The 13,639-nt window shown below is 35.1% G+C and carries 15 protein-coding genes and 1 pseudogene; 11 read left to right on the forward strand and 5 right to left on the reverse strand.

The features are described from left to right. Together AB3H90_RS07425 and AB3H90_RS07430 are read left to right on the forward strand one after the other, a co-directional pair. Positions 1–954: a siderophore ABC transporter substrate-binding protein gene (locus AB3H90_RS07425; protein WP_368016484.1), complete on the forward strand. Its 954-nt coding sequence runs from the start codon at positions 1–3 to the stop codon at positions 952–954. A gap of 277 nt (positions 955–1,231) precedes the next feature. Further along, complete coding sequence (locus AB3H90_RS07430) at positions 1,232–2,437, forward strand: hypothetical protein (protein WP_368016485.1); 1,206 nt, start codon at positions 1,232–1,234, stop codon at positions 2,435–2,437. A gap of 325 nt (positions 2,438–2,762) precedes the next feature. Here AB3H90_RS07430 and AB3H90_RS07435 read toward each other — a convergent pair whose 3' ends face one another. Further along, the gene (locus tag AB3H90_RS07435) at positions 2,763–3,059 is read right to left on the reverse strand and encodes a hypothetical protein (protein ID WP_010720399.1); all 297 of its coding nucleotides are present in this window, start codon (positions 3,057–3,059) and stop codon (positions 2,763–2,765) included. Between the two features lie 237 nt (positions 3,060–3,296). On the opposite strand from AB3H90_RS07435, the gene AB3H90_RS07440 reads away from it, so the two are divergent. The 3 genes from AB3H90_RS07440 to AB3H90_RS07450 all read left to right on the forward strand — a co-directional run bounded on the left by AB3H90_RS07440 (position 3,297) and on the right by AB3H90_RS07450 (position 5,220). After that, positions 3,297–3,866 carry a GNAT family N-acetyltransferase gene (locus AB3H90_RS07440; protein ID WP_368016486.1) on the forward strand — a complete coding sequence of 190 codons (570 nt, stop codon included), beginning with the start codon at positions 3,297–3,299 and terminating at the stop codon, positions 3,864–3,866. 72 nt (positions 3,867–3,938) lie between these two features. Continuing rightward, positions 3,939–4,295, forward strand: coding sequence for an iron-sulfur cluster biosynthesis family protein (locus AB3H90_RS07445; RefSeq protein ID WP_010736822.1), 357 nt, complete (start codon positions 3,939–3,941; stop codon positions 4,293–4,295). A gap of 25 nt (positions 4,296–4,320) precedes the next feature. Further along, positions 4,321–5,220 carry a metallophosphoesterase gene (locus tag AB3H90_RS07450; RefSeq protein WP_367010760.1) on the forward strand — a complete coding sequence of 300 codons (900 nt, stop codon included), beginning with the start codon at positions 4,321–4,323 and terminating at the stop codon, positions 5,218–5,220. 158 nt (positions 5,221–5,378) lie between these two features. Here AB3H90_RS07450 and AB3H90_RS07455 read toward each other — a convergent pair whose 3' ends face one another. After that, positions 5,379–6,482 (reverse strand): hypothetical protein, encoded by a 1,104-nt coding sequence (locus tag AB3H90_RS07455; protein WP_368016487.1) that lies wholly within the window; start codon positions 6,480–6,482, stop codon positions 5,379–5,381. Between the two features lie 153 nt (positions 6,483–6,635). Next, on the reverse strand, positions 6,636–7,370 hold the full coding sequence (locus tag AB3H90_RS07460; protein ID WP_010720393.1) for an MIP/aquaporin family protein: 735 nt from the start codon (positions 7,368–7,370) through the stop codon (positions 6,636–6,638). A gap of 314 nt (positions 7,371–7,684) precedes the next feature. Between AB3H90_RS07460 and AB3H90_RS07465 the strand changes: the two genes are divergently transcribed. The 6 genes from AB3H90_RS07465 to AB3H90_RS07490 all read left to right on the forward strand — a co-directional run bounded on the left by AB3H90_RS07465 (position 7,685) and on the right by AB3H90_RS07490 (position 12,065). Then, positions 7,685–8,101 carry a CidA/LrgA family protein gene (locus AB3H90_RS07465; protein WP_010720392.1) on the forward strand — a complete coding sequence of 139 codons (417 nt, stop codon included), beginning with the start codon at positions 7,685–7,687 and terminating at the stop codon, positions 8,099–8,101. After that, positions 8,094–8,795: an LrgB family protein gene (locus AB3H90_RS07470; RefSeq protein WP_368016488.1), complete on the forward strand. Its 702-nt coding sequence runs from the start codon at positions 8,094–8,096 to the stop codon at positions 8,793–8,795. Before AB3H90_RS07465 ends, AB3H90_RS07470 begins: the two co-directional genes overlap by 8 nt. Before the next feature lie 63 nt (positions 8,796–8,858). After that, positions 8,859–10,394: a helix-turn-helix domain-containing protein gene (locus AB3H90_RS07475; RefSeq protein ID WP_368016489.1), complete on the forward strand. Its 1,536-nt coding sequence runs from the start codon at positions 8,859–8,861 to the stop codon at positions 10,392–10,394. After that, on the forward strand, positions 10,384–10,605 hold the full coding sequence (locus AB3H90_RS07480; RefSeq protein ID WP_010720389.1) for a DUF2829 domain-containing protein: 222 nt from the start codon (positions 10,384–10,386) through the stop codon (positions 10,603–10,605). Before AB3H90_RS07475 ends, AB3H90_RS07480 begins: the two co-directional genes overlap by 11 nt. Continuing rightward, a complete protein-coding gene (locus tag AB3H90_RS07485; protein WP_368016490.1) occupies positions 10,602–11,363 on the forward strand; it encodes a 3-oxoacyl-ACP reductase in 762 nt (253 codons plus the stop codon). Before AB3H90_RS07480 ends, AB3H90_RS07485 begins: the two co-directional genes overlap by 4 nt. Positions 11,364–11,555: 192 nt before the next feature. Then, positions 11,556–12,065, forward strand: a complete 510-nt coding sequence (locus AB3H90_RS07490) for a QueT transporter family protein (RefSeq protein ID WP_126344832.1) — start codon at positions 11,556–11,558, stop codon at positions 12,063–12,065. A gap of 314 nt (positions 12,066–12,379) precedes the next feature. Here AB3H90_RS07490 and AB3H90_RS07495 read toward each other — a convergent pair. After that, a pseudogene (locus tag AB3H90_RS07495) lies at positions 12,380–12,544 on the reverse strand (transposase); the annotation flags it as partial. Between the two features lie 246 nt (positions 12,545–12,790). Continuing rightward, entirely contained in the window at positions 12,791–13,339 is a 549-nt protein-coding gene (locus AB3H90_RS07500) for a biotin transporter BioY (RefSeq protein WP_010736828.1), read from the reverse strand. Between the last annotated feature and the right edge of the window lie 300 nt (positions 13,340–13,639).

The following is a 13,639-nucleotide window of genomic DNA, read 5'->3' on the forward strand; positions in this document are numbered from 1 at the left end:
ATGAAAAAATTAGTTGTCAGTTTTTTATTAGTAGCAACAGTAGCGTTAGCAGCATGTGGTAGCAATGCGGGGAGTACTACGTCAAATACGAAAACCAGCGGCGGAGAAGTTCAATCTTCTTTGACCGTAAAAGACAGTAACGGTGAGAAAATTGAAGTTAAACAAAAACCTCAAAAAGTCGTCGTCTTTGATAATGGTTCTTTAGATACTTTGGATGCATTAGGAGTGGGGGATAAAGTCGTTGGTGCGGCCACGAAGAATTTACCAGACTATTTGGCAAAATATAAAGAAGTGGATTCCGCAGGCGGACTTAAAGAACCTGATTTAGAAAAAATCAACCAAATGCAACCTGATTTGATCATTATCTCAGGGAGACAAAGCGATTATCAAGAGGAATTAAACAAAATTGCGCCTACTTTATATTTAGCTGTTGATTCAAGCAAGCCATGGGAATCGATACAACAAAATGTTCAAACCTTAGGAAAGATTTTTGATCGAGAAGATCAAGCCGAGGCAGGACTTACCGATTTAACTAAAAAAATCAATGAGATAAAAGAAAAAACAAGTAATCTTGATCAAACTGCGTTAGTGACGTTAGTCAATGAAGGACAATTATCCGCCTATGGTTCAGGATCACGCTTCGGACTTGTTCATGATGTCTTTGGTTTTAAACAAGCAGATGAACATATTGAAGCTTCTACTCATGGACAAAGCGTCTCTTATGAATATGTATTAGACAAAAATCCTGGTATTCTTTTTGTGGTAGATCGTACGAAAGCGATCGGTGGCGATGACAGTAAGGATAATGTCGCTGCGAATGAGTTGATTGCACAAACGGATGCAGGTAAACATCATAAAGTGATTTCGCTACAGCCAGACGTTTGGTATCTAAGTGGTGGAGGCTTAGAATCCATGAAATTAATGATTGAAGATGTTGCTCAAGCCTTGAAATAAAGTAAAAACGAGATGGGACGATTGTTATCGGTCTCATTTTCTTTATATATAAAAAAATATTAGATTCTATAGATGGTGGAGTAATCTTTTTTATAGTCATAACGGGATGTGCTCATATTTATGTAAGCTTAGAACAACTATTTCTTTCTTGAGGAAAAAATTAATGAATATTATATCTTCAACTATGCTATATTTGTTAGCAACTCCCACTAATGAATCGAATAAAGTTTTTTAAATTATTCATCTTAATCTCTACATATGAAAGGAATTGAATTATATGGATGATTATCAACGTCGTTATGAGCTTTTAGCCCTGACCTTAGGGTTAAAACATAATACCAACTTATACTATAGAATGGAAGATGCTGTCAAAGAGCACAAGAGAGACGGTGATACTGGCACAGAGGACGAAGTGATGCTACTTTCTACCTACAAAAAAATGATTGAACAGGATACTGATGGGTTCTTTATTGATGAAAATAGGAAAGAACACATTCTTTCGTCATTAACAAAAACACTAGATTTTTGTAATGCACCAAGTACTACTGCATCGTTACAAATACTGGAAAGTCTTAAAACAAATGATCCTACGTCATTTTTGATTGTACCACTTGCCTATCCTCTTTATTCTGGTAAAGGACATTGTTCTGGATTAATAATATATAAACATGGAAATTGTTATGACGTAGTAATGGTTGATAAAGCGAAACTATTTAATCATCAATTTCCTGTTGGACTTATAACCATCTATGCTGAAAGAATAGATCAGCTTAATCATGTACTTTATTTAAGTAATAAGTTTGCTCTACCAACGATACAACCTTTCGAAGAATTAAAGAAATTAGTTCACATATCAACAAAAAAGTGTGTTTCTAGGCTTAACGTTGATATGTCACCTCAAAATGTTGGAAACTGCATTGTTAACGAGGTAGAATCTACACTTAAAGTAGCTCTTTTTAACTGTCAAAAAAGTATTCTGTCATATTCTCATTCTAAACCAACATTGAGACCTAAATGGAACTCTTGCCCTAATTCAACTTTAGAGATGAGAAAACGATTTCTTAAGGCTTTGAAAACTAATAAACATGAACAAAATAAGTCTTTTGACTATATTTTTAACAATTATTATCTGAAGCGAAAAAATCATCCAAAAAATGTAAAATTACAACAGAAGATGATGAAATTAGAAAAAATACGAAGTCAAAGAAAAAATAATATATATAAAAAAATAAAATACATAGTTTTAAAAAGAAGATATAACAATATTTATAAAAGAAATTGGAGGCTTTATAAACGGAATAAAATTGTTGAAGAATTTAAAAAAGATTCTCGTATTGTAGGAATCAACAATGAACAAATGCCACCTTTTATACCTCAATTAAAAAAAATGGGAGATATTCTTACCTTACCTAGCCAACAAAGAACTGAGCCTTCGTTACAATCATATGTTGTAAAGCAAGAGAAATACTTTTCTAGAACATAAGCTTGTTTAATAAAAGTACATTTTTTTTAAGGAAGATTAATAGTTATGGATTTGTATATAGATATATATTTAGAAGATTTAAATAGGAGAAAAAATGAGACTGTCAGAAAAAAATAATCTGCCAGTCTCTCTTTTGGTTATAAAGCAAGCTATTAGTAGCATTTGGGGAAGTCTGTCTTCAACATAAATTCATTTTCGACTTCATAAGGATTAATTCTAGGTTGATGCTGGGTAAATAATCGTGTGAAAAATTTTTTTATCATCTCGTTCGCCTCCTATGGTGTTGATAAGGATACTAAACGAAACATAAATAAAACTTAAATTTTTATCCTTTTGTTTCAGCTAATGTTTGGTAATTTAAAATTGTCATCGTACGATAAAATTCAGCCGGTAAATGTGCCCACCGTTTTAACAATTGGGAAAAATAACTTTTTCCGGCTTTGATTTTATACTCACCTAGTACCAAGCCAAAAGAAGGCATTAGTTTTTTTGATAATTGTTTAAATGTCGTGAGGGCTTGTTCTTTATCCTCGTTGACAAATAAGGTTTTTACTTCAATATAAGATCCTTCAATATTTTGGGTTTCTTCAATAAAATAGATTTTTTTCGTATATTCTCTCATAGGAACTCCTCCGATATCCATTGTATTTATTGGTTATTTCAACGATAACGAAAAGATGTTAATAAAACGTGAACAAAAAATTATTCTTTTTCAAGCAATGATTAAGGATTTTTTATTTTGAACTTTCCAGTCCTTTATTTTAGGCAGGTTTAAGGATTCTTTCGACGGAAGTAGTTGAAAGTTATAACAAATTTCGCTACAGTTAAGAAAACGAAAAAGCAAAAGGTGAGGATAGCGATGGAACAATTGATCAATCGAAATTTGGTTTTTGCGCAACATCAACGTATTGAAACAGAGCGCTTGATTTTACGCCCCGTTACATTAAATGATGCAAAAGACATGTATGACTATGCTCATGATGAAGAAACGACACGGTTTGTATTTCCAACACATCAATCCGTTGAAGATACGAAAAACAGCATCGCTAATTATTTTATGTCAGCACCTTTAGGGAAGTACGGTATTGAATTAAAAGAAAATCAACAATTCATCGGGACAATTGATTTAAGAGTACAAGAAAATGAAGATAACGCAGAGATCGGTTATGCACTGAATAAGAAGTATTGGGGAAGAGGATTTGTTCCAGAAGCGAGTCAAGCATTGATAAAATTAGGCTTTGAAGAGTTAAACTTAGTTCGGATCTTTGCTTATCACGATGCAGAAAACCCTAAGTCGGGGCGTGTAATGGAAAAACTTGGGATGAAAAAAGAAGGAATCATCCCTGATGCAAGGCGTTTCAAAGGAAAAATCATTTCAGTTGTCTTGCGGGGATTGACACGACAAGAATGGCAAGCAGGTAGAAGTTGATAAAGGTATAGCATAAACAAGTTAGTTGCATCTGAGTTGTAAAATCATTAAGCTAAGTTTGAGGTGATAAGAATGGAATTATTACTAACAGATGAAGCAAAAGAAAAATTATTAGCACAACAAAATGAAGATGAACAGTTATTACTTGATATTGAAGACGGAGATGGTCCTTTTGCCGACAGTCGAGTAACTTGTCAGATTGATACATCCTTTCGTTTGATTCTCGTAAAGAAAGAGACAACAAAAGATTTGAGTTTATACTCTGTCAAAGTAGAAACAGCTGTTGGACCAATCTACATCAAAAAAAGTGCATTGATGTATCTAGATGATCCGACGACAATTGCAGTTGAACCGACTTATAAGAGTTTACAGTTAAAAGGCCCCAGTGGATTACTAAAAGGTAATCTTCAAATCATACATCACGAGTAGAAAATAGAAGACAGAAGGTAAGCATATGGGAAACTTGGCAATTATCAGCGATTTACATGTAGATATCAATCAGTTTAGTGAACAAGAATGGCTGATTTTGTGGAAGGTTCTCACAGACAAAGGGATCACACGGCTTCACTTAGCAGGAGATGTGGCGAATAAAGTTGATCTTTGCCAAGCAGTTGTTGAATTTTTTGCTAAAAAAGGAATTTCTACAACGTTCAACTTTGGGAACCATGAATTGGCAGATGTTGAGGGCGAAGAAATGATGAATCATTTCCCGGATTCTCACTTTTTAAATGAACGATATCTGGCGTTGAATGAGCAGACAGTCCTACTTGGGATGAATGGTTGGTATGATTATCAATTCTCAGAGTTAAAAGAAAATAAACAAATTCTGCGCATGAAGAACCTTTACTGGTATGATCGTTTTATTAAACGAGAGGGAAGTGACATTGAAGTCAACGCTCGAGTTCTGATAGCAATGAAAAAGTTACTAGACCAGTTAGAAGCAAAAAAACTGGACGTTATTTTAGCGACACATTTTGTTCCTAAAAAAGACTTTATTGTCTATCAAAACGCTCCATACGAACGCTGGAACAACTTAAATGCTTTTTTAGGTTCCGCTTCTTTTGGACAACTATTAGATCAATACGATAATATCAAACAGGTTGTTTTTGGACATACCCATCGTCGTTTTGAAGATAAACTCATTCATGGTACCCGCTATAGTTGCCGTCCTTTTGGCTATTATTATGAATGGCAATTGACGAGGGAGTTTGTACGAGAAAATCACTTGATCGATAGTTATCATCCCATGAAGTTACGCACGCTATTACGAAAACACGACCCAGAGTTTAATCGCTACCGCAATGAACATTTGTACGAAGAGTTTGCAAAAGCCATGACGACCATTTCTTATTAGAAGGGTTGTCATGGCTTTTTATTCCATTGTCAACGAGTAATATCATTTTTTGAAAATAGGGTTAGAACGGTCACGGTCTAACTATTTATTGCGGAGCTAGGCACTCGTTTATTTTTTCTTGTTGAGCACAATCGGATTATTGATTCACATTATCCCCTTTAGCGAATGAACTCATCTTTTGGCGTCCTTTTTTCGGTTCTTAATCCGTTAGCTCTCCTATTTTTTTCGTCAGTTATTTTTTCAAAAATATTGATCATATTTTTGGTATTGCCAGCTTTTGGATACGCACCTGTTTTCTGATCTTCTATAATTGCTTTATTTAGGTTTGTTGGTTTCTCTATTTTAAAGATTTTTTGAATTTCTGGATGATTGATAAACATTTTTTTGTATATTTCCTGTATTTTGTCTTTTTCTGTTGTTGTTAAAGACGAATATTCATCATTCGCTTGCTTTCTCAAGGTGAACAGTAAAAAGGAATAATCAATAAGAAGAGATTCTCCGTATTCTGCTTTGATCACAGTTGAAAAGCGTTTTTTCATCTCCAAATTGGACTCGGGAACATCACTCCATTTTATTTTTTTACTATCTTGTGAAGCGAGAAGTCCATGGCGACAATGAAAGAGCGCAGTTTTCACAGTAGCTTCTATTTCTTTGACCACACAATTTTCTTCTTTTTGTCCATGCATCGTATAGTTTAGTGGCAAAATGGGATGATTAGAATAGTCAATAATTTTGTCCAGAATATCAAAGCTAGATTCGATATTAGGATGATCTCTCTGTACAAACAATTCTTTACTAAGGGAAGGCATCTCCTCCGAAGGAATTGTCACCATATTTACAGATGAGTTTGACCGGAGATTCTCTTTATCGACTAGAACAATTCTATAGGTTTCCGTTTCTTTGTAGATGAGTGCTCCGGAAATATGACCTTTATATTTTTCTTCTACCGCATAATATAGGGGCAAAAGAATAAAATCTCGAGAGTCGTTTGGATCCATCCGCTCTAAAGTATGTAAAAGTTGTGTGTGACGAGTAAAAGAATAGAAATCCTTGCTTCGATTGAGTGACTGAATCATTTTTAATCTGTCTTGCTTACGTACAAAAAATTCTTGTTCATCTTGTTGGATCATTTTAATATAAGTAGAAAATAAGAGTGGGTAATTCACTTTATTATCTGGATGATGCCAGTTATCATTATTCTTTAATGATAAAGAAAGAGCAAGTATATCAAGATGTCGTTGAAAATCTGTTTTGTAAGGCATAAGGGTTCCTCCATTCATAAAATAAATAGTAAAGTCCGCAATTTATTTTGCGTTCTTTGCATAGTATGACATAGGTTAAAAGAGGATAGAAATCAATTTTTTCTCCAAATAAAAAAACTTGGAATCGAAATGATTCCAAGTTTTTTTGATAAATTAAGCCATAAATAAGAATTTGTATAAGAAGACAGCAACGATACCTGCACAAATTGGTGCAACAACAGGTACCCATGCGTAGCCCCATTGTGATGAACCTTTATGTTTTAATGGTAACAATGCGTGGACTAAACGTGGTGCGAAGTCACGTGCTGGGTTCAAACCAGGTCCAGTAGGTCCGCCGAGAGAAGCAACTAACGTCCATACTAAGAAACCAAGAGCTAAGTGTGCTGTACCAAGATTGTCTTGGAAGAAAGGTGCTTTAGTAATTCCTAGTGCACCAAAGAATAAAACAAATGATCCAAAGAATTCATTAACAAAACCATTGAATTTAGAACCAACACTGTTGATTGTTGAGAAAGTACCTAATACATGGTTTACATCGTCTGTTTGATCATAATAAGGTTTGTAGCAAGCTACAACGATCAATTGTCCAATTGCGGCACCAATCAATTGAGCAGCAATATAAGGTAATACTTCAGCCCATGGGAATAAACCATTTGAGGCAAGAGCAATTGTGAACGCTGGGTTAATATGATTTCCACTGATACCACCAAAAATCATTGCTGGCATCATTACACCACAGCCATAACCTACAGCGATCAACATCCAGTCACTTCCATAACCTTTTGTTCCTTTTAAATCTACGTTTGCTACAGCACCATTCCCAAGAATGATTAATAAAGCTGTACCGATCATTTCCGCCACAAGACGGGTCATAAGTGAATAATCCATATATACCTCCAAAATTTATAAAAATGCAAAAAAAAAGAAACAACAACACAATAGGTGTAGTGCTTCGCATCCGACGTTTTTATTGGTCATAAATAAGTGCAGATAAAAAAATGATTTCTATGTATAAAAGAAATCTGACCAACTTCCAAAACAACGTATGGAACTTTCCCACAAAACACCAACCTTAATTATAAATATACCAAAAAAAAACGATTATATTTTTCAAATATTGTACTTTAGAAACAGCACAATTTGAAAATTTCAGAAAAATATTGTTAGTAAAATGAAAGCTAACAATAAGGAGTGTTTCATAGATGAAATTTTTTCAAGAATTTTTTATTATCCTCTTTTTCTCAGTTTTAGGTGAAGGAACTCGTGTATTGTTCCATTTACCAATTCCTGGAAGTATCCTAGGTATCTTATTTTTGTTCCTAGCTTTTGAGATGCGACTAGTAAAGCCTGAGCATTTAGGAGGAACAGGTGATTTTTTATTAAATAATTTAACGATTTTATTCGTCCCGGCAGGGGTAGGTTTACTTGACTATTTTGGTGATATTGCGACAATTTGGCCTATTTTATTAGGTGCGGTAGTGATCTGTTCGATCGTAACGATGGTCGTAGCAGGCAAAACGGCAGAAGTAGTAGAAAAAATGTTACAATCTGTTCAATTGAAACAAACAAGTAGCCAAAAGTTGCAGAAAATCAAAAGGAAGGAGCAACAAATTGACTGAATTTATTCGTAACCCATTATTTGGATTAAGCTTAACGTTAGGTGTCTACGTATTATCAGATAAATTTTTACGCAAGTATAAATTGCCAATTATCAATCCGTTGGTATTGTCTATTTTAGTGATCATTCTTTTTCTTCATTTTTCTGGAATCAGTTACCAGGATTATAATGTGGGTGGGAATTTTTTGACCATGATGATTACGCCAGCAACAGTTGCATTAGCTATTCCCTTATATAAAAATTTTCATTTGTTAAAAGAAAATTTTTTCCCAGTCATTGCGGCAATCTTAGCGGGGATCGTAGCTAATTGCTTAGTCAGTGTGGGTATTGGCTATTTATTTACATTAAAAAAAGCGATGGTCATTTCTCTGCTACCTAAATCAGTGACAACAGCGATATCTGTTGATCTTTCTCATACGATGGGAGGAATCAATGCGGTCACGCTTGCAATTGTTGTTTCTACTGGTATCTTTGGGTCGTTGATCGCTACTCATATCTTTCGTCTTTTTAAGATCAGCAGTCCGATTGCTAAGGGGATTGCGTTAGGAAGTACCTCTCATGCGATTGGTACAGCAAAGGCAATCGAATTGGGTGAGATCGAAGGGATTATTTCAGGCTTAGCCATTGGCGTCAATGGCATGCTGACCGTCTTTTTATTACCATTATTATTTCAGTTTTTTACTAACCTGTTTTGATGTTGTTTCCCAGGATTTATGCTACAATGAAAAAAACGTTCTAGCATAAAGGAGTGGTAAAAGTTGTATTTGTCATCTGAATATTTAAAACGATTTGATAAAGACCTTTATTATAAAATTCTCCTGCTGGAAAGTTTCGAGGATCATCAGTGGCACACGATTGCTGAACTGGCACAAACAGTCCAATTAGATGCAAGAAGTGTCGCTAAGTACTTAAACGAATTAACAAAAAATTACCATCAGTTCAACGAGAGCTCTCAAACATTGTTTATGAAAACCCCTCGTTCTGGCTATTCCTTTTATGATACGCTTGATTCTATCGAACATGAGCGTTTTTTGATTTTTCTCGTGCAAAGTACGCTGAAATACCAGCTATTGCACGATATTTTTTTTGAAGAGTTTCATACGATCTATCAATTTGCTCAAAAACAATATATCAGCGAATCAACTGCGCGTCGAAAGATCAACGAGTGGAGAGAACAATTAAAAAATTACGGGATTTATTTACAACGTGGGACTTATGTGGTGCAAGGAGAAGAAGAAATCATCCGGCTTTACCTTCACATGACGTTTTGGCAGTTGTTTCGTGGGAAAATTTGGCCTTTTGTAACGATTTCACAATTAGATGTGAAAAAAATTGCTGAACAAATCATGGCTTTTTTCAATGTTCGCCTTAATGAGATCAAAAAAAGAAGACTAGAGTATATGTTAGGAGCTTTCTTCTTGCGTAAATCTCAGAAGCATTACGTATCGTTAAACGAACGAAAGCGACAACTGATTACTGATAATCCTATGTTTCAAAAATTTTGTCATTGGATGCAACCAGTGTTTCCTAACTATTTTCAAAATGAAGAAGAATTAGGTGCGTTATTTTTAGTTTTGATGACACGAGAAGAGTACTATACGGATGAAGACATCCGAGAAGAAATGTTTGCTTTCCATCGAAGGAGACAAACACCACCCTACCATGCACTTTATGAAGCAAAAGAAGCATTAGCTCTCTATCAAGTGGAACAAGGATTGTCAGAAGAACCCTTAACAAAAGAAGCTGAAACCTATCTTTTTAGTAGTCATTTATTTGCCTATCTTTTTCCAGAAGCTAAGGAAACCATTGATGGGAACAACAGTGACTTTATAAATCATTTGATGATCGAAAACAGTGAAATTATCCAGTGGCTCGATTTGTTTTTTGAGACCGAGCAAAAAGTGGATCAGCTAGCATTTCAAAATATGTCTTTTTTGATGGGGCGGTATTTAACGGTTTTAAAGACAATGGGTGCATTTACACCAAAGTTACCGCAGATCACGATTCTTTTGATGACAGATTTCCCTCTGTTTGAAGAGCAGTTGTTAATAGAAGACTTACATCGTTTTTTTCGAAATGTTTATTGTTTGAAATTTTTACCAACAGATTATCGGGGACGAGAAGTTGATTTATTACTTTCAACGAGCAAAGTGCATCGTAAACCATGGTCTGATTTAGAATATTTTATCGTGAATGGAGAGTTACAGTTAAACGATTATATCCAATTGTACCAAAAATTTGTGTTGATCCAAGACCGAAAAGACAAAGAAAGGAACGAAATAAATGACATTTGAAGAAATTTTACCAGCATTAAAAAAAGGGAATAAAGTGATTCGAAAAGGTTGGAGTGGTTTTGAATTGTATGTCGTTCTTGTTTCAGGAGAAGAATTTGACGGTTGTCCCGTTACCCCTTACTTTTTAATCAAAACAAGTGACGAAGGATTTTCCAGTTTTGCGCCTACAGTCTGTGACATTTTAGCTGAAGATTGGATCATTGTGGAATGAAAAATAGATACAGTGATCTAACAGAGAAAGTTGTTTTTGTCACTGGAGCAGCTTCAGGTATCGGACAGGCACAAGCTAAAGCCTTTTTAGAACAAGGTTCGCGGGTGTTTGGTTTTGATCAGCAATTAGGCCGAATGGACGATCTATCCCAGCAATTTTCTGAAACCTTTGCTTATTTTTTAGGTGATATCACGAATCATTCTTTGTTAAAAAAGGCGGTTGAACAGTGTCACGAAACGTTTGGAAAAGTTGCGATCTTGCTGAATACAGCAGGAATTTTAGATGAGTACCAGCCATTGTTGGAAACAGATGAAGCTTTATGGGATCGAGTGTTTGCTGTTAATGTCAAGAGTATGTTTCAGCTAACGCACTTGATCCTTCCAGATATGCTTGAGGAAGAAAAGGGGACAATCATCAATATGGCATCAATTGCTGGCTTTGTCGGTGGTGGGGGCGGGATTGCCTATACCAGCGCAAAGCATGCAATTGTTGGCTTTACGAAGCAATTAGCATTAGATTATGCTTCTCAAGGTATTTGTATCAAAGGAATTGCACCAGGCGCGATTCAAACACCTATGAATGCAGCTGATTTTGCAGGAAATGGTGAGATGGCAGAATGGGTGGCGAATGAAACACCTGTTAAACGGTGGGCGCAACCAGAGGAAGTTGCTGAATTAACGTTGTTTTTGGCAACCCCTCAAGCAAGCTATATCCAAGGGACGATCGTTCCAATCGATGGTGGTTGGTTATTAAAATGATTTTGTCTTTTTTATTGTTTTCAGATAAGCTATGATTAGCGAATTTATTCGCACTACGGCACTTCAGTTGGAAGTCAATTCCCATCCTTTGGTCGTAGTTATTACCAAGAGTTGAGAGAGACGAGATCTTTTGTGGCATTTTTGACCACAAGGATGATCGATTGTATCCCGACCTTGTAAAGGAGAAAGAATATGGATCAAAAGAAAATTCGTTCTACTAATCGTTTTACCACAGCAGAAATTGCTCGAATGGCACTTGTAACAGGCTTATATGTGGCAGTTACATTCGTGTTGTCAGTTATCAGTTTTGGTGCCATTCAAATACGTCTTTCCGAAATGTTCAATTATTTGTCGCTCTATAATAAAAAGTATATTTTGGCTATCACGCTAGGTGTTGCTTTAGCCAATCTTTCCTCACCATTGGGATTGATTGATGTAGTAGTTGGTAGTATCAGCACCTTACTCGTCTTATTGATTAACTATGAGATAACGAAACGAGTAAGAAACATGAAAATAAAAATGGTGATTACAGCTTTGGTCTTTGCATTTTCTATGTTTACAGTTGCTGGACAATTGAAGCTATTCTATCAATTACCCTTTTTCTTCACTTGGGGAACTGTTGCTTTGGGTGAGCTAGCTTCCATGCTAGTGGGAGGAGTCATCATTTATTGGGTCGGACAAAAAGTAGATCTAAAAAAATAAACGACGATTTAGCTAAGTCTAAAAATAGAAGATAAAAAGCTTACGATTGAAAGCTTTTAGATTGAAGGGACTGGGACAAAAGTTGTCTCAGTCTCTTCTAGTATCTCTAAAAACGAATAAACGGTGAGACAAAAGTAGCATCTTCGGAAATAAGCCGAAATTTACCAAAAATTTGAGAAGCAATTTTCGGAAATTCCTTCTTATTTCTTGATGCTGAACACTTTTGTCTCAACCTCTTTTTTATATGTCTATTTTCAAAAACAAAAGAAAAATTTGTCTTCTTTTCTTTAGAAAAATACTCTTTTTTCGCTTGATATTTTTTGATTTAGCTTTTTCATATTTAGACAAGCAAAAGTAAGCCCGATTTTCATGTGTATTTTTACAATTCCTATTTGATTGGTATAACGTAATCCATGAAATTCTTTTGTGGTGCTGAATATTCGTTCAATCGTTTCTTCTCTTTTTTTATAGAGATCTTTAAACTTACTTTGTTTTGAAAGCATCGGGTACAGCTCCAATTTATCGTTCTGTTTTAACGTATAAAAAAGACAAAGCACTATAAATAAGTACTTTGTCTATAGTCTGAAAGCTTACGATTGTAAGCTTTTTTTATTTATCATCAATTCAAGGAATTTAGGTAATGCCACAATCAGTTTGAATCAGTGACGATTTTATTTTAAAAAATTTTTCGTAAAGGAATACAACGTAGTAGTTGTTTTGTCTAGTTATTTATCCATACTAAACAACTGAAGTCGAGACAAACGTTTTTTTAGAAACAGACCTACCGAAGCGGCAGCAATCGATTTGATTGCTTCAGGGATTATAAAAGGAAGAAATCCACTTAAAAATGCAGTGTGAAGAGAAAGACTGCTACTGATCATTAACCAAAGCATGCCACAGCATAATGCGGCTGCTGAACCAACTAAGTTTGCGGATATTGTCAGAGGATAGCGAGAACCGACTTTCTCCATGATAAATCCAATTAGCCAAGACTGGAGGATAAAACCAACTAGATAGCCACCGGTAGGACCGAATAATACACCAATTCCTCCAGACATCCCCGAGAAAACAGGTAACCCAATAAGACCTAATAAAAGATAGATCAAGACGGAGACAGTTCCTGTTCTCTTACCAAGGAAAGTAGCAGTTAAACCAATGGCAAAAGTCTGTCCAGTCAAAGGAATTAGACCTAGAGGGAAAGTGAATTGTGAAAGAACGGCAATGATCGCTGCAAATTCTGCAGCAAGAATGAGTTCCTTGAGTGATTTTGTCATAAGTTCTCCTTTGTTAACCATTTTTATTTTCTAAGTTAACGAAATTGTATAAGAAAAATTATTTTTTGTAAAGTATATTTTTTAAATAAACGAAGTATTCCTTCAAAATATTAGTCTATCTTCCTTTGAGGATAGGTTATATGTTCAGTTAAACATTGTTTCATTTTGAACTTTTTGGCAAGTCTCAACATATGATTCTAGGAGAGTTACACGGGCGAATCAAATTCAAATAAAGAAGAGAGCTAGAAAAGAGAGAGGGAAATCTACATAAAAAAAGCCCCACTATCGAATAGATAGTGG

This window comes from Enterococcus sp. C63 (genome assembly GCF_040887215.1).
GTDB classification, from domain to species: Bacteria; Bacillota; Bacilli; order Lactobacillales; family Enterococcaceae; genus Enterococcus_B; species Enterococcus_B hirae.